This is a genomic window from Escherichia sp. TW09308, from assembly GCF_000208565.1.
Classification (GTDB): domain Bacteria; phylum Pseudomonadota; class Gammaproteobacteria; order Enterobacterales; family Enterobacteriaceae; genus Escherichia; species Escherichia marmotae.
On sequence record NZ_AEME01000001.1, the window covers coordinates 3,225,687 to 3,247,942 of the forward strand.

The 22,256-nt window shown below is 50.6% G+C and carries 19 protein-coding genes; 10 read left to right on the plus strand and 9 right to left on the minus strand.

Annotated features, from left to right (window positions below):
* The first annotated feature begins 55 nt into the window (after positions 1-55).
* Both ESM_RS0115280 and queC read left to right on the plus strand, forming a co-directional pair.
* Positions 56-1,756, plus strand: coding sequence for an SgrR family transcriptional regulator (locus tag ESM_RS0115280; RefSeq protein ID WP_001238185.1), 1,701 nt, complete (start codon positions 56-58; stop codon positions 1,754-1,756).
* A 64-nt stretch (positions 1,757-1,820) separates the two neighbouring features.
* The gene (gene queC / locus ESM_RS0115285; RefSeq protein ID WP_000817221.1) at positions 1,821-2,516 is read left to right on the plus strand and encodes a 7-cyano-7-deazaguanine synthase QueC; all 696 of its coding nucleotides are present in this window, start codon (positions 1,821-1,823) and stop codon (positions 2,514-2,516) included.
* 94 nt (positions 2,517-2,610) lie between these two features.
* Here the strand turns inward: queC and fadM are convergent, their stop codons facing one another.
* The 9 genes from fadM to bolA all read right to left on the minus strand — a co-directional run bounded on the left by fadM (position 2,611) and on the right by bolA (position 12,951).
* A complete protein-coding gene (gene fadM / locus ESM_RS0115290) occupies positions 2,611-3,009 on the minus strand; it encodes a long-chain acyl-CoA thioesterase FadM (RefSeq protein ID WP_001194532.1) in 399 nt (132 codons plus the stop codon).
* A 105-nt stretch (positions 3,010-3,114) separates the two neighbouring features.
* Entirely contained in the window at positions 3,115-3,486 is a 372-nt protein-coding gene (locus ESM_RS0115295) for a helix-hairpin-helix domain-containing protein (RefSeq protein ID WP_000680305.1), read from the minus strand.
* 150 nt (positions 3,487-3,636) lie between these two features.
* Positions 3,637-5,508, minus strand: a complete 1,872-nt coding sequence (ppiD, locus tag ESM_RS0115300) for a peptidylprolyl isomerase (RefSeq protein ID WP_000969351.1) — start codon at positions 5,506-5,508, stop codon at positions 3,637-3,639.
* 191 nt (positions 5,509-5,699) lie between these two features.
* Positions 5,700-5,990, minus strand: a complete 291-nt coding sequence (gene hupB / locus ESM_RS0115305; protein ID WP_254892905.1) for a nucleoid-associated protein HU-beta — start codon at positions 5,988-5,990, stop codon at positions 5,700-5,702.
* A gap of 190 nt (positions 5,991-6,180) precedes the next feature.
* Complete coding sequence (lon, locus tag ESM_RS0115310) at positions 6,181-8,535, minus strand: endopeptidase La (protein ID WP_010379099.1); 2,355 nt, start codon at positions 8,533-8,535, stop codon at positions 6,181-6,183.
* 187 nt (positions 8,536-8,722) lie between these two features.
* Entirely contained in the window at positions 8,723-9,997 is a 1,275-nt protein-coding gene (clpX, locus tag ESM_RS0115315) for an ATP-dependent protease ATP-binding subunit ClpX (protein ID WP_000130317.1), read from the minus strand.
* A gap of 125 nt (positions 9,998-10,122) precedes the next feature.
* Entirely contained in the window at positions 10,123-10,746 is a 624-nt protein-coding gene (gene clpP / locus ESM_RS0115320) for an ATP-dependent Clp endopeptidase proteolytic subunit ClpP (protein ID WP_000122253.1), read from the minus strand.
* A 245-nt stretch (positions 10,747-10,991) separates the two neighbouring features.
* The gene (gene tig, locus ESM_RS0115325) at positions 10,992-12,290 is read right to left on the minus strand and encodes a trigger factor (RefSeq protein WP_001198397.1); all 1,299 of its coding nucleotides are present in this window, start codon (positions 12,288-12,290) and stop codon (positions 10,992-10,994) included.
* 343 nt (positions 12,291-12,633) lie between these two features.
* Positions 12,634-12,951 carry a transcriptional regulator BolA gene (gene bolA, locus ESM_RS0115335; protein ID WP_000973458.1) on the minus strand — a complete coding sequence of 106 codons (318 nt, stop codon included), beginning with the start codon at positions 12,949-12,951 and terminating at the stop codon, positions 12,634-12,636.
* Positions 12,952-13,255: 304 nt separating this feature from the next.
* Here bolA and ESM_RS0115340 point away from each other — a divergent pair, with 304 nt between their 5' ends.
* The 8 genes from ESM_RS0115340 (at position 13,256) to ESM_RS0115375 (ending at position 22,121) form a co-directional block, all read left to right on the plus strand.
* On the plus strand, positions 13,256-13,834 hold the full coding sequence (locus ESM_RS0115340; protein WP_000473501.1) for a lipoprotein: 579 nt from the start codon (positions 13,256-13,258) through the stop codon (positions 13,832-13,834).
* Between the two features lie 43 nt (positions 13,835-13,877).
* Positions 13,878-15,353, plus strand: coding sequence for a muropeptide MFS transporter AmpG (gene ampG / locus ESM_RS0115345; protein ID WP_000098458.1), 1,476 nt, complete (start codon positions 13,878-13,880; stop codon positions 15,351-15,353).
* 458 nt (positions 15,354-15,811) lie between these two features.
* On the plus strand, positions 15,812-16,759 hold the full coding sequence (gene cyoA / locus ESM_RS0115350; RefSeq protein ID WP_001239425.1) for a cytochrome o ubiquinol oxidase subunit II: 948 nt from the start codon (positions 15,812-15,814) through the stop codon (positions 16,757-16,759).
* Positions 16,760-16,780: 21 nt separating this feature from the next.
* The gene (cyoB, locus tag ESM_RS0115355) at positions 16,781-18,772 is read left to right on the plus strand and encodes a cytochrome o ubiquinol oxidase subunit I (protein ID WP_000467192.1); all 1,992 of its coding nucleotides are present in this window, start codon (positions 16,781-16,783) and stop codon (positions 18,770-18,772) included.
* Positions 18,762-19,376, plus strand: coding sequence for a cytochrome o ubiquinol oxidase subunit III (locus ESM_RS0115360; RefSeq protein WP_000179822.1), 615 nt, complete (start codon positions 18,762-18,764; stop codon positions 19,374-19,376). The genes cyoB and ESM_RS0115360 overlap by 11 nt, the downstream gene beginning before the upstream one ends.
* The gene (locus ESM_RS0115365) at positions 19,376-19,705 is read left to right on the plus strand and encodes a cytochrome o ubiquinol oxidase subunit IV (protein ID WP_000019804.1); all 330 of its coding nucleotides are present in this window, start codon (positions 19,376-19,378) and stop codon (positions 19,703-19,705) included. The genes ESM_RS0115360 and ESM_RS0115365 overlap by 1 nt, the downstream gene beginning before the upstream one ends.
* Before the next feature lie 11 nt (positions 19,706-19,716).
* Positions 19,717-20,607 (plus strand): heme o synthase, encoded by an 891-nt coding sequence (gene cyoE, locus ESM_RS0115370; RefSeq protein WP_000971348.1) that lies wholly within the window; start codon positions 19,717-19,719, stop codon positions 20,605-20,607.
* A gap of 149 nt (positions 20,608-20,756) precedes the next feature.
* On the plus strand, positions 20,757-22,121 hold the full coding sequence (locus ESM_RS0115375; RefSeq protein ID WP_001000941.1) for an MFS transporter: 1,365 nt from the start codon (positions 20,757-20,759) through the stop codon (positions 22,119-22,121).
* Positions 22,122-22,256 lie beyond the last annotated feature (135 nt).

The window sequence follows — 22,256 nt, forward strand, 5'->3', positions numbered from 1 at the left end:
CCTGATATATACGGAAGTAATAGTGAATAGTTAAATAATATTGTTCCGGGTTTATATGCGACTGCTTAACCGTCTTAACCAGTATCAACGTCTGTGGCAACCTTCCGCGGGAGAGACGCAGTCCGTGACCGTCAGCGAACTGGCCGAACGCTGTTTTTGCAGCGAACGGCATGTGCGCACACTGTTACGTCAGGCACAGGAGGCTGGATGGTTGGAGTGGCAGGCGCAATCAGGACGCGGAAAGCGCGGGCAACTACGCTTTCTGGTGACGCCGCAATTCCTGCGCAATACGATGATGGAACAGGCGCTGGAAACCGGGAAACAGCAGGATGTGCTGGAGCTGGCGCAACTGGCTCCTGGCGAGCTGCGTACCCTGTTACAACCGTTTATGGGCGGGCAATGGCATAACGATACACCGACGTTGCGTATCCCCTATTATCGCCCACTCGAACCGCTACAACCGGGCTTTTTGCCCGGCCGTGCCGAGCAGCATCTCGCCGGGCAAGTTTTTTCCGGCCTGACCCGCTTCGACAATAATACGCAACGCCCAATTGGCGATTTAGCGCACCACTGGGAAACGTCTACTGACGGGCTACGCTGGGATTTTTATCTTCGTTCAACGCTGCACTGGCATAACGGCGATGCTGTAAAAGCAACGCAACTGCATCAGCGGTTGTTGATGCTGCTCCAGCTACCTGCATTGGGTAAATTATTTATTAGCGTGAAGCGTATTGAAGTCCCCCATCCACAGTGCCTGACCTTCTTTTTACATCGCCCCGATTACTGGCTTGCCCACCGGCTGGCAAGCTATTGCAGTCATCTCGCGCATCCACAATTCCCGCAGGTGGGAACCGGTCCTTTTCGCTTAACACAATTCACAGCGGAACTGGTGCGTCTGGAAAGTCACGATTATTACCATTTACGTCATCCACTGCTAAAAGCGGTTGAATACTGGATAACTCCACCGCTTTTTGAAAAAGATTTGGGAACCAGTTGCCAGCATCCAGTGCAAATCACTATCGGTAAACCCGAGGATCTGCCTCTGGTCAGCCAGGTCAGTAGCGGCATCAGTTTAGGTTTTTGCTATTTAACGTTGCGCAAAAGCTCCCGACTAACCCTCTGGCAGGCGCGAAAAGTGATCACCATTATTCATCAATCTGGTTTACTGCAAACGTTAGAAGTCGGAGAAAACCTGATCACCGCCAGTAATGCATTGCTGCCTGGCTGGACTATTCCGCAATGGGAAGTGCCTGATGAGGTCAAACTACCGGAAACATTGACGCTGGCTTATCACCTGCCAGTGGAACTTCATGCTATGGCAGAACAGCTACGGACGACGCTGGCAGCAGAAGGTTGCGAATTAAAGATTATTTTTCATCATGCGAAAAACTGGGATGACACAACCCCACTGGCTCAGGCAGATTTGATGATGGGCGATAGACTAATTGGCGAAGCACCGGAATATACCCTTGAGCAATGGCTGCGTTGCGATCCGCTCTGGCCACATGTTTTCACTGCCAGCACATATGCACATCTGCACTCAACACTGGATGCCGTGCAATTGATGCCTGATGAGGAAAACCGACATAACGCCCTGAAAGCGGTCTTCACACAATTAATGGATAACGCCACGCTGACACCACTGTTTAACTATCACTATCGCATTAGCGCGCCGCCCGGTGTTAACGGTGTCCGTCTGACGCCGCGCGGCTGGTTTGAATTTACCGAAGCCTGGCTTCCCGCACCGTCGCAATGAAGCACTGGTCGGGGTTAACCACAGGCGTTACCATAAGGTTTTTACCGATTTAGCAGGATGATTTATGAAACGTGCTGTCGTTGTGTTCAGTGGAGGCCAGGATTCCACCACCTGTCTGGTACAGGCATTGCAGCAATATGATGAAGTCCATTGCGTGACATTTGATTACGGCCAGCGCCATCGCGCAGAGATCGACGTGGCCCGCGAACTGGCGCTAAAACTAGGGGCACGCGCGCATAAGGTGCTGGATGTGACGCTGCTCAACGAGCTGGCGGTTAGCAGCCTGACGCGTGACAGCATTCCAGTGCCAGATTATGAACCTGAAGCCGATGGTATCCCGAATACGTTTGTCCCAGGGCGTAATATTTTGTTCCTGACGCTGGCGGCAATATATGCGTATCAGGTAAAAGCAGAAGCAGTAATTACCGGCGTCTGCGAAACGGATTTCTCCGGTTACCCGGATTGCCGCGATGAGTTTGTGAAAGCACTGAACCATGCCGTCAGTCTGGGCATGGCGAAAGATATTCGCTTTGAAACACCGTTGATGTGGATTGATAAAGCGGAAACCTGGGCGCTGGCGGATTATTACGGCAAGCTGGATTTAGTCCGTAACGAAACGTTGACCTGCTATAACGGCATTAAAGGCGACGGTTGCTGTCATTGTGCTGCGTGTAATCTGCGTGCCAACGGGTTGCATCATTATCTGGCCGATAAATCGGCGGTGATGACGGCGATGAAACAGAAGACCGGATTGAAGTAATTATTCGGGGTGTCGCCTGATCCGATCTACGATTGTATCACGCCTGGAGGCCGGATAAGACGCACCCCGCGTCGCATCCGGCACAACAAAACGTTTACTGAACCATCTGCTCCAGCTTTTCGCGCAGTTCCCCCTCCAGGGCTAATGCTTTCTGCGTTTTGAGATCAATACAAACAAAGGTGATGAGCGCATCCGCCACCACCTGTCCTTCCGGCTCAAGGGTGATTAGTTGACTTAAAATGCCGCTTTTACCGTTTAATTGCTGCAACTGACTGGTAATGGTCAGCAGGTCGCTCAACACCGCCGGGCGGCGATAGTTAATATTGATATTGACTACCACAAAAGCGATGTTATGGGCGGTCATCCATTGAAAGCTGTCGCTATTTTCCAGCCCATCCCAGCGGGCTTCTTCGAGAAACTCAAGGTAGCGAGCGTTGTTAACGTGCTGGTAAACATCGAGATGGTATCCACGAACTTTGATTTGTGTTTGCATAGCGCAATAGCCTTACGTTGTTGTTATAAGAACAGTTATAAGCACAGAGGTCATAACTGGTATGACCTCTTCAGTCTGGCAAAAAATTGCCACTATGCAAATTAATTACAGACTTAATACCGCAAGGTTACGTTCCACCAGCGAATTGCCCATCCCCGGCACCTGTTTTAAATCTTCCACCGTTTTAAACGGACCGTACTCTTCCCGATAACTGACAATCGCCTGCGCTTTCTTCAGGCCAACACCATTCATAACGCGGGCTAACTCTTCCGCACTGGCATTGTTAATACTGACTCTGGTGCCTTCTTCGTCACTGGCTTTCGCCGGTATTGCCGCTTTGCTTTGTGCTGCGGGTGCCTCCGCTTTGGTTTCTACCGCTGCCGGTTTCGCCGTAGGGGCAGCCGCCAGCGCGCTATGAGACATTCCGGCACAAGCCAGAGACAGAGTAATGAGAAGTGCTTTGATTCCGTGTTTCATACTGTTTTCTCCTTGTTTGTTAACAGTGGAATCACCTTAACGGCAGTGAAAACAGTAAACAAATGGCAATATTCAGAAATGGAAAAGGCCGCGAAAGCGACCTTTTCTTGTTACAGCTACAAAGCATTTTTTTGCGAAGCGGCTTCAGGATTATTGCTGTTCCAGCGCGTCGCCAATTTTGATTTTCGCCTCTTTACGCAGGTTACTCATCAGCGCTTCAAAGACGATTTGTGCGTTGTTCTGGGTGATACCCTGCACCATCGCTTTTTTCTGATCTTCCGGCATTGAGCCTTGTTTCACTTCGTCCAGCGCCAGAAGAACCACATTACCTTGCATATCGGTCGCCATACCGTAGCTCGGTTTGTCTTTCGCTGGCAGAGGCAGTGCAAACGCGGCCTGGCTAATTGGGTCACGGCCGGAACGACTTAAGGTTTTAGGCTCGCCAAATTTCAAACCGGCAGCTTGCATAGCTTCCGCACCCTTGCCCGCTTTCAGATCAACCAGCAGTTTTTCAGCATCGATTTTCGCCTGCTGTTCAGCTTTGTTGTGCTGAACCAGCGCTTTAACCTGTTCCTGAACATCTGCCAATGGTTTAACCGCTTCTGGTTTATGCTCGCTGATGCGCAGCACGAATGCGCGATCGCCGTCTACGGTGATGATGTCAGAGTTGATGCCCGGCGCACCGTTTTCACCAACCAGACCGCCGTTGAAGATAGCGTCCGCAACCGGCTTAAAGTTTAACTCTTCCGGCAGTTTATCTTTACTAAACCAGCCAGTCTGGGTGGCTTTAACACCCGCGGCCTGCTCTGCACCGGCCAGAGATTCGGTGTCGTTGCTTGCCGCATCGCTCACTTTCTGCTGCAGCGCGTAGTACGCATCCAGGGCTTTTTCGTGTTTCACTTTCGCCGTGATGTCGTCACGGACTTCGTCTAACGACTTCACTTTCGCAGGCTGAATATCGTCCAGACGCACGATCAAGAAACCCACAGAAGATTTGATGACGCCGGACAGTTGGCCTTTTTCTTTCAGACCAGCATTTTTCAGTTCATCCGGGATAGTGGCATCTTCTAACCAACCCATATCGCCGCCGTTACGGGCAGAGATAATATCGGCAGATTTTTCTTTTGCTAACGCAGCAAAATCACCACCTTTGTTCAGCTCATCAAGTACCGCTTTCGCTTCATCTTCAGTTTTGGTCTGGATGATGCTGTAACGGGTACGCTGCGGCTGGGTGAATTGATCCTGATGCTGATCGTAGTAACTCTGGATATCCGCATCACTAACCGGTTGCTGCATCGTTGCGGCATCCAGTTTGATGTAGCTCACGCGGAATTGTTCCGGAGTCATGAAGCTGTTTTTGTTTTGCTCGTAGTAGCTGGCGATTTCCTGTTCGGTCACTGCCTGCTTAGCCGCCAGAGCGTTAACGTCGATAGTCGCTTCACGCACTACACGTTGTTGAGCAACCAGCGCTGCCAGCTCGTCGGTTTCACCTTTTAGCATAAAGTCAGTGCCCGCAACGCCGTTAATCAGTTGTTGGGTCATAAGCTGGTTACGCAGCGCCTGTGCGTACTGATCGGCACTCATCCCCATCTGGTTGAGGATACCGTTATAGCGGCTGTTATCAAACTTGCCGTCAACCTGAAAGGCTGGGGTTGCGAAAATAGCCTGTTTAACCTGCTCATCGCTGACACCCAGTTTTAGTTCGCGGGCGTACTGATCCAGCAGCGCCTCGTCGATCAGACGATTCAGCACCTGTTGACGCAGGGTTTTCATGTAGCCTTCGTTCGCAGCCAGCTCAGAGTATTGATCGCCAAGCTGTTGCTGCATCCGATTACGCTCGCTGTTGAAAGCGTTCTCAAACTGCCCGCGGCTGATTTCCAGGTCATTCACTTTTGCGGCGTAGTTATTGCCTCCGCCAATCAGGTAACCACTCACGCCGGTCAATATGAACGACACGATAATGATACCGAAAATAATCTTGAGCACGAGACTGTTTGCAGCCGTGCGTAAGCTGTCCATCATGGTGTAACAACACTCCGCTGTAGGTGACTGTATACCTCACGCAACATATCGCTGCGTGCAAAGGCCTATTGTGACAAGAAACGGGGGCAATTGTCAGCCCACAACTTGCAGAAAGTCACGGAATACAAATAAAAAAGGCACATCAGTAGATGCGCCCTTGAACTTCGTCACATCCCCAATGGGGACAATACTTAGTTTACCGCGTCTTTCAGCGCTTTACCTGCACGGAAGCTCGGTACTTTAGCTGCAGCGATGGTGATCTCTTTACCGGTCTGCGGGTTGCGACCAGTACGGGCAGCACGCTCTTTAACGGCAAAAGTACCAAAACCAACCAGTGCTACATCATCCCCTTCTTTCAGGGATTCAGTTACGGAAGCAATAATAGCATCTAACGCACGGCCAGCCGCAGCTTTAGAGATATCAGCCCCTGCAGCAATCTTGTCAATCAATTGAGATTTATTCACTCTTCTCTTCCTCTTTATAATTTATCCCGCACTTGAATCCTTCAAGGTGCGAACGCGCAGCAGTTATATCAGGCCAGCCATCCCCTTACAACACCCCTTAATAAGGGCAAGCCTAATCCGCCCTCTAACTTAACGAGACAAAAAAAGGCTGGCAAGCCCGAATTGACCCACCAGCCCTTTTTTTATTAGTGCAATTTGCGCGAAGTCACTATTTTGCAGTTACAACCTGCATTCCAGACGGTTCATTTTGCAGCGCCAGAGTCAGAACTTCCTCAATGCGCTTCACAGGATGAATGTCCAGATCGGCAATCACGTTGTCCGGAATCTCTTCCAGATCGCGTTTGTTCTCAAACGGAATTAACACTGTTTTAATCCCGCCGCGGTGCGCTGCCAGCAGTTTTTCTTTCAAACCGCCGATTGGCAACACCTGACCACGCAGAGTAATCTCACCAGTCATCGCCACATCAGCGCGAACCGGGTTACCGGTCAGGCAAGAAACCAGTGCGGTGCACATGGCAATACCGGCGCTCGGACCATCTTTCGGCGTCGCACCTTCCGGTACGTGCACGTGGATGTCGCGTTTTTCGTAAAAATCTGGATTGATCCCCAGTTTTTCCGCACGCGCGCGAACCACAGTTAACGCCGCCTGAATGGACTCTTGCATCACTTCGCCCAGCGAACCAGTGTAAGTGAGTTTACCTTTGCCTGGAACACACGCTGTCTCGATGGTCAGCAAGTCGCCGCCGACTTCCGTCCACGCCAGACCAGTTACCTGACCAACGCTGTTTTCGTTATCCGCGCGACCATAGTCGAAACGCTGAACACCGAGGTAGTCATGCAGGTTATCGCCGTTAATTTCGATATGTTTTAATGACTTATCGAGCAACAACTGCTTAACCGCTTTACGGCATAGTTTGGAGATTTCACGCTCCAGACCACGCACGCCCGCCTCACGGGTGTAGTAACGAATAATGCCAATAATGGCGCTATCGTCGACGGTCAGCTCACCTTTTTTCAGTGCATTACGTTCAATCTGCTTCGGCAGCAGGTGACGTTTGGCGATGTTCAGTTTTTCATCTTCGGTATAACCAGAGAGACGAATAACTTCCATACGATCCAGCAGTGGCGCCGGAATATTCATGGAGTTCGACGTCGCAACAAACATCACGTCGCTAAGGTCGTAATCCACTTCCAGATAGTGGTCGCTGAACGCCACGTTCTGCTCTGGATCCAGCACTTCAAGCAGTGCGGAAGCTGGATCGCCACGCATGTCAGAAGACATTTTGTCGATCTCATCGAGCAGGAACAGCGGGTTTTTCACGCCCACTTTCGCCATTTTCTGGATCAATTTACCCGGCATAGAACCGATGTAAGTACGGCGGTGACCACGGATTTCCGCTTCGTCACGCACACCGCCCAGCGCCATACGGACATATTTACGTCCGGTAGCTTTAGCGATGGACTGCCCCAGAGAAGTTTTACCTACCCCCGGCGGTCCAACCAGGCAGAGGATCGGCCCCTTGATTTTATTTACGCGGCTTTGAACCGCGAGATACTCAAGGATGCGATCTTTCACACGTTCCAGACCATAATGGTCGGTATCGAGGATTTCTTGCGCCTGACGCAGGTCTTTTTTGACCTTGCTACGTGCATTCCACGGCACCTGCACCATCCAGTCGATATAACCTCGCACCACGGTCGCTTCTGCCGACATTGGAGACATCATTTTCAGCTTCTGCAATTCTGCTTCCGCTTTCTCTTTTGCCTCTTTTGGCATTTTCGCCGCGTCGATTTTGCGCTTCAACGCTTCATTTTCGTCTGGCGCGTCGTCCATTTCACCGAGTTCTTTCTGAATAGCTTTCATTTGCTCGTTCAGATAGTACTCACGCTGGGATTTCTCCATCTGCTTTTTGACGCGGTTGCGAATACGTTTCTCAACCTGCAGCAGATCGATTTCCGACTCCATCATAGCCATCAGATATTCCAGACGTTCGTTAACGTCGGACATCTCAAGAACGGACTGTTTGTCAGCCAGTTTTAGCGGCATATGTGCGGCAATGGTGTCCGCCAGACGCGCCGGATCGTCGATGCTGTTCAGCGACGTCAGCACTTCTGGTGGGATTTTCTTATTCAGCTTGATGTAGCCTTCGAACTGGCTGATTGCGGTACGCACCAGCACTTCCTGTTCGCGCTCATCAATAGTCGGGGACTCCAGATACTCCGCCTTCGCAGAAAAGTGTTCGCCATTGTCAGAGAGCGCAGAAATACGCGCGCGCTGTAACCCCTCGACCAGCACTTTGACGGTGCCGTCAGGCAGTTTCAGCATCTGCAATATAGAGGCCACGGTCCCGACGGTGAAAAGATCGTTTACACCCGGCTCATCCGTTGAAGCTTCTTTCTGCGCGACCAGCATAATTTTTTTATCATGGTCCATCGCCGCTTCCAGACAACGGATAGATTTTTCCCGTCCGACAAATAAGGGGATGACCATGTGCGGATAAACCACCACATCGCGCAGCGGCAATACGGGGATTTCAATGCGTTCAGAACGCTCAGGATTCATAGAGCTCTCTCTTAGTTTAATGTCCGCCAGGTAATCAGATGACATGACTGTGCTTCACGCCATCTATTAACATGTACGTCAGTATATGGGGATGTTTCTCCCACATTCAACGTCGGGAATAGAGGAAAAATGAAAGGGGAGATAAAATCCCCCCTTTTTGGTTAACTAATTGTATGGGAATGGTTAATTATTCACCAGACGCCTGTTGCGCTTCCGGCTTGCCATAAATCAGCAGTGGCTTGCTTTGCCCTTCAATAACCGACTCGTCAATAACCACTTTTTCCACATCTTCCATAGAAGGCAGATCATACATGGTATCAAGCAGCGCAGCTTCTACGATGGAACGCAGACCACGGGCACCGGTTTTACGCGCCATCGCTTTCTTGGCGATAGCATCCAGCGCTTCGTCACGGAATTCCAGATCCACGCCCTCAAGGTTAAACAACGCCTGATACTGCTTGGTCAGGGCGTTTTTCGGCTCTTTGAGGATCTGAATCAAAGCTTCTTCGCTCAGTTCATTCAGCGTTGCCACAACTGGCAGACGACCGATGAACTCAGGGATCAGACCAAATTTGATCAAATCTTCCGGTTCAACCTGCGCCAGCAACTCACCTTCGCTTGCTTTGTCAGATTTCGCTTTTACCGTCGCACCAAAACCAATGCCGGAGCCAGTTTCGACACGATGGGAAATCACTTTATCCAGACCGGCAAATGCACCGCCACAGATAAACAGGATCTTGGAGGTATCAACCTGCAAGAATTCCTGCTGCGGATGCTTACGTCCGCCCTGCGGTGGAACGGCGGCAACCGTACCTTCGATCAGTTTCAACAGTGCCTGCTGTACGCCTTCACCGGAAACGTCACGGGTAATGGACGGGTTGTCAGACTTACGCGAAATCTTGTCGATTTCATCGATGTAGACAATCCCGCGCTGCGCTTTCTGTACGTCGTAGTCGCACTTCTGCAACAGCTTCTGAATGATGTTTTCAACATCTTCACCCACATAACCCGCTTCGGTCAGGGTGGTGGCATCAGCCATAGTGAACGGAACGTCCAGCAGACGCGCCAACGTTTCCGCCAGCAACGTTTTACCAGAGCCAGTCGGACCAATCAGCAGAATGTTACTTTTGCCCAACTCGACGCCATTGCTGGTATCGCCGTTGCGCAGACGTTTGTAGTGGTTGTACACCGCGACCGCCAGCACTTTTTTCGCCTGTTCCTGACCGATGACGTAATCGTCCAGGTGGTTGCGAATTTCATGCGGCGTCGGTAGCGAACTGCGTTCACGATGCGGTGCTACTTCTTTAATCTCTTCGCGAATGATGTCGTTACATAAATCAACACATTCGTCGCAGATATACACGGATGGACCGGCAATCAGCTTACGCACTTCATGCTGGCTTTTGCCGCAAAAAGAGCAATACAGCAACTTGCCTGAGCCATCTTTGCGTTTATCTGTCATGGGTCAAAACCTCTTCTTTGTTCTTTGTGCCGCACACGACGACGCAAATGCCATTCTCAGGCGCAAGCCGCTTACAGCGTTGTGCCAACCTGAATAAGTATAGCGGCACAGTTGCGCCTCTGGCATCAATTACGATGGGTCAGAATCGAATCGACCAGACCGTATTCCACCGCTTCAGGCGCGGAAAGGAAGCGATCGCGCTCAGTGTCACGTTCAATCTGTTCTAATGATTGACCCGTATGAAGCGCCATAAGTTCATTCATCCGCCCTTTAACTTTCAGAATTTCACGGGCATGAATTTCGATATCAGTCGCCTGGCCCTGATAGCCGCCCAACGGCTGGTGAATCATCACGCGCGAATTCGGCAGGCAGAAACGTTTACCTTTTGCCCCTGCGGTCAGCAGGAATGCCCCCATTGAGGCTGCCTGGCCCATACAAATGGTGCTGACATCAGGCTTGATAAACTGCATGGTGTCATAGATAGACATCCCGGCAGTGATCACCCCACCTGGGGAGTTAATGTACAGATAGATATCTTTTTCCGGGTTTTCTGCTTCCAGGAACAGCATCTGCGCCACAATCAGGTTAGCCATATGGTCTTCAACCTGGCCAGTCAGAAAAATAACGCGTTCCTTAAGTAGACGAGAATAGATATCAAAAGAGCGCTCACCGCGTGAGGTCTGTTCAATGACCATCGGCACCAGCGCCATATGGGGTGCAAAGTTATCTCGTTCGCCGCTGTATGACATTTCCGTCTCCTGGATAAAATTGAAAAAACCTGCTGTACCGATTGTAACCTTATGGACGGATTATCAGCTAGTCCCTGTGTTATGGGTACGGCATCATCCTATTTCAAGCATAACAATCTTTTGTTGTTACGCTAACACCGAAAGAGGGTTTTCGCACGGTTCCATGCAAAATTCATGACAAAAAAAAGCCCACCACCTGGCGGTGACGGGCCTTTGTGCGAATTTAGCGCGTTAGGCTGCGCAAATTACGCCTGCTGGTTCATCAGCTCGTTGAAAGTGGTTTCTTTTTCAGTCACTTTCGCTTTCGCCAGAACGGCTTCAACAGCCTGTTCTTCCAGAGCCACGTTACGCATGTTGTCCATCAGCTCTTTGTTTTTGCTGTAGAACTCGATAACTTCTTTCGGATCTTCGTACGCAGAAGCCATCTCTTCGATCAGGCCTTTAACACGCTCTTCGTCAGCTTTCAGCTCGTTAGCGCGAATAACTTCGCCCAGCAGCAGGCCAACAACTACGCGGCGTTTAGCCTGTTCTTCGAACAGTTCACGCGGCAGTTCCAGAGCTTGTTTTTCGTTGCCACCGAAACGCTGTGCAGCCTGGCGACGCAGAACGTCGATTTCGCTGTCGATCAGCGCAGCCGGAACGTCGATGTCGTTAGCTTTTACCAGACCTTCGATCGCCTGAGACTTAACGCGGTTACGAATGGCGCTCTTCAGCTCGCGCTCCATGTTTTTACGCACTTCAGCGCGCAGACCTTCTACGGAACCATCTTCAACGCCGAAACGTTTGATGAATTCAGCAGTCAGTTCCGGCAGTTCACGCTCTTCAACTTTCTTCAGGTTGATAGCGAATTTCGCTGCTTTACCTTTCAGGTTTTCTGCGTGGTATTCTTCCGGGAAGGTCACGTCGATGGTGAACTCTTCGCCTGCTTTGTGGCCTTTGATACCGTCTTCAAAGCCCGGGATCATACGACCCTGGCCCATCGCCAGTACGAAATCAGACGCTTTTCCACCTTCGAACTCTTCGCCGTCTACAGAACCGGTGAAGTCGATGGTCACGCGGTCTTCAGCTTCAACAGCGCCGTCTTTTTCTTTCCAGGTCGCCTGCTGTTTACGCAGAGTATCCAGCATGCCGTCAACGTCAGCGTCGGTCACTTCCACGATCGGTTTTTCAACTTCGATCGCTTCCAGACCCTGCAGTTCAACTTCCGGATAAACTTCAAACTCTACAGAGTAGGTGAAGTCTTCACCCGGCTTGTATTCGCCCGGAACGTAGGTCGGTGCGCCAGCCGGATTGATTTTTTCTTTAATGATGGCGTCAATGAAGTTACGGCTCATCAGGTCACCCAGAACGTCCTGGCGTACAGACGCGCCATAACGCTGAGCAACGATATTCATTGGCACTTTGCCTTTGCGGAAGCCGTCAATACGTACTTTTTTCGCAACGTTGACCAGCTCGCTTTTAACAGCGGTCTCGATGCTGTCAGCAGCGATAGTAATCGTTACACGGCGGCCAAGGCCTTGAGTGGTTTCAACTGAAACTTGCATCTTGTTACCTCAAAAAATCACAGTGCTCGGTCAACTCTTACCCCGCAAGCACAGGTTGTTGGCTTCGCGGAACCGGGATGTTCTTATAATCAATCACATTCCCTGTTACCAGAATCATCCCGAAAGCATTCAAATAGGACGCGGCATTATAGCGGCATCACTTTTATGAGTCGAGAACGGTTATTGCGCGCTGCCGCGTATTTTTTCACAATTCCCGGGCAATTTTCGTCTGAATGCTGGGCAAAAAGCGCAAAATCCAGACAAAACAAAACGGCCCGCAGGCCGTTTTTCATAAAATCTTTAGCAACATACTGGAAAAACGCTAACTGTTGCAAATGCGTTTTTAGGCGATGCTTCCCGCTCCACGACAAGGAGGAGAAGCAAAGATGGTATCCTGCAATCCTTCCCACTCCTTAATGGTATAAGTATGCAGAGCCAGCGCATGAACGGTAGTAGAGAGTTCCTCCGCTAAAGTACTGTAAATCATTCGATGACGATTCAGAAAACGTTCACCCATAAAACGATCGCTGACCAGCACAACTTTAAAATGGCTTTCAGAGCCGGCTGGGACATTGTGACGATAGCTTTCATCCACAACTTCGAGGAATACGGGTTGGAACGCAGTCCTTAATTTTTCTTCTATCCGCTCACGTATCATCATGAAATATCTCCTCCGACAACGCTGAGATGTCACCCATCCCTTTAAATACTAGCCGCTTTAACCGTTTCCATTACAGCTTAACAACAAATAATTAGCTTTCATCCTGTTTTTTCTGTCAAGCGTATGAAGTTTACTGATTTAAAGATTGATTCACCGGCTTCACATCGGTGTTTCTTTTACCTAAGGCGATTATTTCGTCAACATAATGAATTTACATGTCTTACCCACTTCCCCTCGTCGTTGGCGATGTTATGATGGCGGGAATCTTTACCAAACACGCTTAAAAGTCTCTGAGAGCCAGAACATGTTCAAAAAAATCCTCTTCCCGTTAGTTGCTCTGTTTATGCTTGCAGGATGCGCGAAACCGCCAACAACCATTGAAGTTTCTCCGACGATGACACTGCCACAGCAAGATCCAAGTCTGATGGGCGTCACCGTTAGCATTAATGGTGCCGATCAGCGTACCGATCAGGCGTTAGCAAAAGTCACCCGTGACAACCAAATTGTTACCCTGACCGCGTCCCGCGATCTGCGTTTCCTGCTGCAAGAAGTGCTGGAAAAACAAATGACCGCTCGCGGTTATATGGTTGGCCCGAATGGCCCGGTTAATCTGCAAATCATCGTTAGCCAGTTGTATGCCGACGTGTCCCAGGGCAATGTGCGCTACAACATTGCTACCAAAGCGGATATCGCCATCATCGCCACCGCGCAGAATGGCAACAAAATGACCAAAAACTATCGTGCCAGCTACAACGTTGAGGGCGCTTTTCAGGCCTCTAACAAAAACATCGCTGACGCGGTTAACAGCGTGCTGACCGACACCATCGCTGACATGTCTCAGGACACCAGCATCCACGAATTCATTAAGCAGAACGCACGTTAATTTCTGCCCTCTGGCCCGGTGCAAGTCGGGCCTGTAGACGCCCATGTCCAGTCAATATTTACGTATTTTCCAACAGCCTCGTTCAGCTATTTTGTTGATTCTGGGTTTTGCTTCCGGGCTGCCGCTCGCCCTGACATCCGGCACGTTACAGGCGTGGATGACAGTCGAGAATATCGATCTTAAAACCATTGGTTTCTTCTCGTTGGTGGGTCAGGCTTACGTATTTAAATTTCTCTGGTCGCCGCTGATGGACCGCTATACTCCGCCGTTTCTCGGGCGACGGCGCGGCTGGCTGCTCGCCACGCAAGCGTTATTGTTGCTGGCGATTGCGGCGATGGGTTTTCTCGAACCTGGTACGCAACTTCGCTGGATGGCGGCACTGGCAGTCGTTATCGCTTTTTGCTCGGCCTCCCAGGATATCGTCTTTGATGCGTGGAAAACGGATGTGCTTCCCGCGGAAGAACGCGGCGCAGGTGCGGCAATCAGCGTGCTGGGTTACCGTTTAGGGATGCTGGTTTCCGGCGGTTTAGCCTTATGGCTGGCGGATAAATGGTTGGGCTGGCAAGGCATGTACTGGCTAATGGCAGCTCTGTTAATCCCGTGCATCATTGCGACTTTGCTTGCGCCAGAACCAACCGACACCATTCCTGTACCCAAAACGCTGGAGCAAGCTGTTGTTGCGCCACTACGTGATTTCTTTGGTCGCAATAACGCATGGTTAATTCTGCTTTTAATTGTGCTGTATAAGCTGGGCGATGCTTTCGCCATGAGCCTGACAACCACCTTTTTGATTCGCGGTGTCGGATTTGATGCCGGCGAAGTGGGCGTGGTTAACAAAACGCTCGGCTTGCTGGCGACCATCGTCGGCGCATTGTACGGCGGTATTTTGATGCAGCGTCTTTCACTGTTCCGTGCGCTGCTGATTTTCGGCCTTTTACAAGGTGCGTCCAACGCCGGTTACTGGCTGCTTTCTGTGACTGATAAGCATCTCTACAGCATGGGCGCGGCAGTCTTTTTCGAAAACCTGTGTGGCGGGATGGGCACATCGGCATTTGTGGCGCTGTTAATGACCCTGTGTAATAAGTCATTTTCCGCTACTCAGTTCGCCCTGCTCTCAGCGCTTTCTGCTGTAGGACGGGTTTATGTAGGCCCCGTAGCGGGCTGGTTTGTTGAAGCTCACGGCTGGTCGACATTCTATCTGTTCTCTGTTGCGGCCGCTGTACCTGGACTTATTTTGCTGCTGGTTTGCCGCCAGACGCTGGAGTACACGCGGGTCAACGACAACTTTATCCCACGTACCGAGTATCCATCTGGTTATACCTTTGCCATGTGGACACTGGCAGCAGGCGTCAGTCTGTTGGCCATGTGGTTACTGCTGTTAACGATGAATGCGCTGGATTTGACTCACTTCTCTTTCCTGCCTGCACTGCTGGAAATCGGCGTTTTAGTCGCTCTGGGTGGTGTCATACTTGGTGGTTTATTGGACTATCTGGCACTACGAAAAACGCATTTGACGTAATCAGTGAATATTATTTAGCTGTAGTAATCACCCGGCGTAATTATTACGGCTAAATAAACATCAGCAGCGCTTAATAATATTTGTTCTTTTGTGCGGCTTAGCTTTCGGAAATTATTGACCCCATCTATATATTTTATTTTTTACACGATTCAGCTAATGACTCTTTATTTCCCCACGCCCGTTTTGTCACCTTAATGATAATTATTTGTTAAATAATTGTTTTATTTTGAGATTGGTTATACCAATTGCCATCCCCACCCCCTCCTTCAGTCCCCTTTCGTTATAACGCCCTTTTGCAACAGCTTCTTAAAATCAATCCGATATGTTTTGCAACATATGTGACCTGCAAGCCAAACTCAAGTAACAGTAATTTAATCATGTTTACAGTAATGTAACCTTCCCGTAAAATGCCCACACACTTTAAACGCCACCAGATCCCGTGGAATTGAGGTCGTTAAATGAGACTCAGGAAATACAATAAAAGTTTGGGATGGTTGTCATTATTTGCAGGCTCTGTATTGCTCAGTGGCTGTAATTCTGCGCTGTTAGATCCCAAAGGACAGATTGGTCTGGAGCAACGTTCGCTGATACTGACGGCATTTGGCCTGATGTTGATTGTCGTTATTCCCGCAATCTTGATGGCTGTCGGTTTCGCCTGGAAGTACCGTGCGAGCAATAAAGATGCTAAGTACAGCCCGAACTGGTCACACTCCAATAAAGTGGAAGCTGTGGTCTGGACGGTGCCAATCTTAATCATCATCTTCCTTGCGGTATTGACCTGGAAAACCACTCACGCTCTTGAGCCTAGCAAGCCGCTGGCACACGACGAGAAGCCCATTACCATCGAAGTGGTTTCCATGGACTGGAAATGGTTCTTCATCTACCCGGAACAGGGCATTGCTACCGTGAATGAAATCGCTTTCCCGGCGAACACTCCGGTGTACTTCAAAGTGACCTCCAACTCCGTGATGAACTCCTTCTTTATTCCGCGTCTGGGTAGCCAGATTTATGCCATGGCCGGTATGCAGACTCGCTTGCATCTGATCGCCAACGAACCCGGTACTTATGACGGTATTTCCGCCAGCTATAGCGGTCAGGGCTTCTCCGGCATGAAGTTCAACGCTATCGCCACACCGGATCGTGCCGCATTCGACCAATGGGTCGCAAAAGCAAAACAGTCGACGAAAACCATGTCTGACATGGCCACCTTCGAAAAACTGGCTGCGCCTAGCGAATACAACCAGGTGGAATATTTCTCCAACGTGAAACCCGACTTGTTTTCCGATGTGATTAACAAGTTTATGGCTCACGGTAAGAGCATGGACATGACTCAGCCCGAAGGTGAGCACAGCGCACACGAAGGTATGGAAGGCATGGACATGAGCCACGCGGAATCCGCCCATTAAAGGGGTTGAGGAAGAATAAAGATGTTCGGAAAATTAACACTTGATGCAGTCCCGTTCCATGAACCTATCATCATGGTTACGATCGCTGGCATTATTTTGGGAGGTCTGGCGCTCGTTGGCCTGATCACTTACTTCGGTAAGTGGACCTACCTGTGGAAAGAGTGGCTGACCTCTGTCGACCATAAACGCCTTGGTATCATGTATATCATCGTAGCGATTGTGATGCTGCTGCGTGGTTTTGCAGATGCCATTATGATGCGTAGTCAACAGGCACTGGCCTCGGCTGGCGAAGCAGGCTTCCTGCCGCCACACCACTATGATCAAGTTTTCACCGCTCACGGTGTGATTATGATCTTCTTCGTGGCGATGCCTTTCGTTATCGGTCTGATGAACCTGGTGGTTCCGCTGCAAATTGGCGCGCGTGACGTTGCGTTCCCGTTCCTCAACAACTTAAGCTTCTGGTTTACCGTTGTTGGTGTGATTCTGGTTAACGTTTCTCTCGGCGTGGGCGAATTCGCGCAGACTGGCTGGCTGGCCTATCCACCGCTATCGGGAATAGAGTACAGTCCGGGAGTCGGTGTCGATTACTGGATATGGAGTCTCCAGCTATCCGGTATAGGTACGACGCTAACCGGTATTAACTTCTTCGTTACCATTCTGAAGATGCGTGCACCGGGCATGACCATGTTCAAGATGCCGGTATTTACCTGGGCATCACTGTGCGCAAACATTCTGATTATCGCCTCCTTCCCAATTCTGACGGTTACCGTCGCGTTGCTAACCCTGGATCGCTATCTGGGCACCCATTTCTTTACCAACGATATGGGTGGCAACATGATGATGTACATCAACCTGATTTGGGCATGGGGACACCCGGAAGTTTACATCCTGATCCTGCCTGTTTTCGGTGTGTTCTCCGAAATTGCAGCGACCTTCTCGCGTAAACGTCTGTTTGGTTATACCTCGCTGGTATGGGCGACTGTCTGTATTACCGTGCTGTCGTTCATCGTCTGGCTGCACCACTTCTTTACGATGGGTGCGGGCGCGAACGTAAATGCCTTCTTCGGTATCACCACGATGATTATCGCCATCCCGACCGGGGTGAAGATCTTCAACTGGCTGTTCACCATGTATCAGGGTCGCATCGTGTTCCATTCTGCGATGCTGTGGACCATCGGTTTTATCGTCACCTTCTCGGTGGGCGGTATGACTGGCGTGCTGCTGGCAGTACCGGGCGCAGACTTCGTTCTGCATAACAGCCTGTTCCTGATTGCACACTTCCATAACGTTATCATCGGCGGCGTGGTCTTCGGCTGCTTCGCAGGGATGACCTACTGGTGGCCTAAAGCGTTCGGTTTCAAACTGAACGAGACCTGGGGTAAACGCGCGTTCTGGTTCTGGATTATCGGCTTCTTCGTTGCCTTTATGCCGCTGTACGCGCTGGGCTTCATGGGCATGACCCGTCGTTTGAGCCAGCAGATTGACCCGCAGTTCCACACGATGCTGATGATTGCAGCCAGCGGTGCGGTACTGATTGCGCTGGGTATTCTCTGCCTCGTGATTCAGATGTACGTCTCTATTCGCGACCGCGATCAGAACCGTGATCTGACTGGCGACCCGTGGGGTGGCCGCACGCTGGAGTGGGCAACCTCTTCCCCGCCTCCGTTCTATAACTTTGCCGTTGTGCCGCACGTTCACGAGCGTGATGCATTCTGGGAAATGAAAGAGAAAGGCGAAGCGTACAAAAAGCCTGACCACTATGAAGAAATTCATATGCCGAAAAACAGCGGCGCCGGTATCGTCATCGCTGCTTTCTCCACCATCTTCGGTTTCGCCATGATCTGGCATATCTGGTGGCTGGCGATTGTTGGCTTCGCAGGCATGATCATCACCTGGATCGTGAAAAGCTTCGACGAGGACGTGGATTACTACGTGCCGGTGGCAGAAATCGAAAAACTGGAAAATCAGCATTTCGATGAGATTACTAAGGCAGGGCTGAAAAATGGCAACTGATACTTTGACGCACGCGACTGCCCACGCGCACGAACACGGGCACCACGATGCAGGCGGAACCAAAATCTTCGGATTTTGGATCTACCTGATGAGCGACTGCATTCTGTTTTCTATCTTGTTTGCTACCTATGCCGTTCTGGTGAACGGCACCGCAGGCGGCCCGACAGGTAAGGACATTTTCGAACTGCCGTTCGTTCTGGTTGAAACTTTCTTGCTGTTGTTCAGCTCCATCACCTACGGCATGGCGGCTATCGCCATGTACAAAAACAACAAAAGCCAGGTTATCTCCTGGCTGGCGTTGACCTGGTTGTTTGGTGCTGGATTTATCGGGATGGAACTCTATGAATTCCATCACCTGATTGTTAACGACATGGGCCCGGATCGCAGCGGCTTCCTATCAGCGTTCTTTGCGCTAGTGGGTACGCACGGTCTGCACGTCACTTCCGGTCTTATCTGGATGGCGGTGCTGATGGTGCAAATCGCGCGTCGCGGCCTGACCAGCACTAACCGTACCCGCATCATGTGTCTGAGTCTGTTCTGGCACTTCCTCGATGTGGTGTGGATCTGTGTGTTCACTGTTGTTTATCTGATGGGGGCGATGTAATGAGTCATTCTAACGTGAGCGGCGGCGCGTCCCATGGCAGCGTAAAAACCTACATGACAGGCTTTATCCTGTCGATAATCCTGACGGTGATCCCGTTCTGGATGGTAATGACAGGAACTGCCTCCCCGGCCGTAATTCTGGGAACGATCCTGGCAATGGCAGTGGTACAGGTTCTGGTGCATCTGGTGTGCTTCCTGCACATGAATACCAAATCAGATGAAGGCTGGAACATGACGGCGTTTGTCTTCACCGTGCTAATCATCGCTATTCTGGTTGTAGGCTCCATCTGGATTATGTGGAACCTCAACTACAACATGATGATGCACTAAGAGCGGCGGTTATGATGTTTAAGCAATACCTGCAAGTAACGAAACCAGGCATCATCTTTGGCAACCTGATCTCGGTGATTGGGGGATTCCTGCTGGCCTCAAAGGGCAGCATTGATTATCCCCTGTTTATCTACACGTTGGTTGGGGTGTCACTGGTTGTGGCGTCGGGTTGTGTGTTTAACAACTACATCGACAGGGATATCGACAGAAAGATGGAAAGGACGAAGAACCGGGTGCTGGTTAAAGGCCTGATCTCTCCTGCTGTCTCGCTGGTGTACGCCACCGTGCTGGGTATTGCTGGCTTTATGCTGCTGTGGTTTGGCGCGAATCCGCTGGCCTGCTGGCTGGGGGTAATGGGCTTTGTGGTTTATGTCGGCGTTTATAGCCTGTACATGAAACGCCACTCGGTCTACGGCACGTTGATTGGTTCTCTCTCCGGCGCTGCGCCGCCGGTGATTGGCTATTGTGCAGTGACCGGTGATTTCGATAGTGGCGCAGCGATTCTGCTGGCTATCTTCAGCCTGTGGCAAATGCCTCACTCTTATGCTATCGCCATTTTCCGCTTTAAAGATTATCAGGCGGCAAACATTCCGGTACTGCCGGTAGTGAAAGGCATTTCCGTGGCGAAGAATCACATCACGCTGTACATCATCGCCTTTGCCGTTGCCACACTGATGCTCTCTCTCGGCGGTTACGCAGGGTATAAATATCTGGTGGTCGCCGCGGCAGTTAGCGTCTGGTGGTTAGGTATGGCCCTGCGCGGTTATAAAGTCGCTGATGACAGAGTCTGGGCGCGTAAACTGTTCGGCTTCTCGATCATCGCCATCACTGCTCTCTCGGTAATGATGTCCATTGATTTTATGGTGCCGGACTCGCATACGCTGCTGGCTGCCGTCTGGTAACGCAACATCCCTGTTAAAAAAGGTGCTACGGCACCTTTTTTCTTAGCATTAGAAACATATCCCCCACGAAATATTTACTAAAAAATCCGCTTGTTTACCCCATTCGTTTACCGCTTTACACTAGTCGCGAATTTAAAATAGAGGTGGTAATGAACGATTATAAAATGACGCCAGGTGAGCGGCGCGCGACCTGGGGTTTAGGGATCGTATTTTCATTGCGCATGCTGGGCATGTTTATGGTTCTGCCGGTTCTGACCACGTATGGTATGGCTCTGCAAGGAGCCAGCGAAGCGTTGATCGGTATTGCGATTGGCATTTACGGTCTGACTCAGGCCGTTTTTCAGATTCCGTTTGGCCTGCTTTCTGACCGCATTGGTCGCAAGCCATTAATTGTCGGCGGGTTAGCCGTATTTGTCGCCGGTAGCGTTATCGCCGCGCTCTCTGACTCCATCTGGGGAATTATTCTGGGCCGGGCGTTACAAGGTTCCGGTGCAATTGCCGCTGCCGTTATGGCGTTGCTGTCCGATCTCACCCGCGAACAAAACCGTACCAAAGCGATGGCGTTTATCGGCGTTAGCTTTGGCATTACCTTCGCCATTGCGATGGTGCTTGGCCCAATTATCACTCACAAACTTGGGCTACATGCGCTGTTCTGGATGATCGCTATTCTGGCAACGACCGGCATTGCGTTGACCATTTGGGTTGTACCCAACAGCAGCACGCACGTACTTAATCGTGAGTCCGGGATGGTGAAAGGCAGTTTCAGCAAAGTGCTGGCAGAACCGCGACTACTGAAACTCAACTTTGGCATTATGTGTCTGCACATGCTACTGATGTCGACGTTTGTCGCTCTTCCTGGGCAACTTGCTGGCGCGGGTTTTCCGGCAGCGGAACATTGGAAAGTCTATCTGGCAACGATGTTAATCGCCTTTGGCTCTGTCGTGCCTTTCATTATCTACGCTGAAGTTAAGCGTAAGATGAAGCAAGTCTTTGTCTTCTGCGTCGGGCTGATCGTGGTTGCGGAAATCGTGCTGTGGAACGCGCAAACGCAGTTCTGGCAACTGGTGGTCGGCGTGCAGCTTTTCTTTGTGGCGTTTAACCTGATGGAAGCCCTCCTGCCCTCGCTTATCAGTAAAGAGTCGCCAGCAGGTTACAAAGGTACGGCGATGGGCGTTTACTCCACCAGCCAGTTTCTTGGCGTGGCGATTGGCGGTTCGCTCGGCGGCTGGATTGACGGCATGTTTGACGGCCAGGGCGTATTTCTCGCGGGCGCAATGCTGGCAGCAGTGTGGCTGGCAGTCGCCAGTACCATGAAAGAACCGCCGTATGTCAGCAGTTTGCGCATTGAAATCCCGGCGGATATTGCCGCAAACGAGGCGTTAAAAGTGCGTTTACAGGAAACTGCAGGCGTCAAAGAAGTGTTGATTGCAGAAGAAGAACATTCAGCTTACGTGAAAATCGACAGCAAAGTGACGAATCGCTTTGAGGTTGAACAGGCAATTCGTCAGGCATAAAAACGAGGCGAAATTGCCTGATGCGCTATGCTTATCTGGCCTACAAAGTTGCAGCAATCTTTTGAATTCACAAACTTTTGTAGGCCAGAAAAGGCATTCACGCCGCAGCCGGCATGAACAAAGCGTATGTTATCG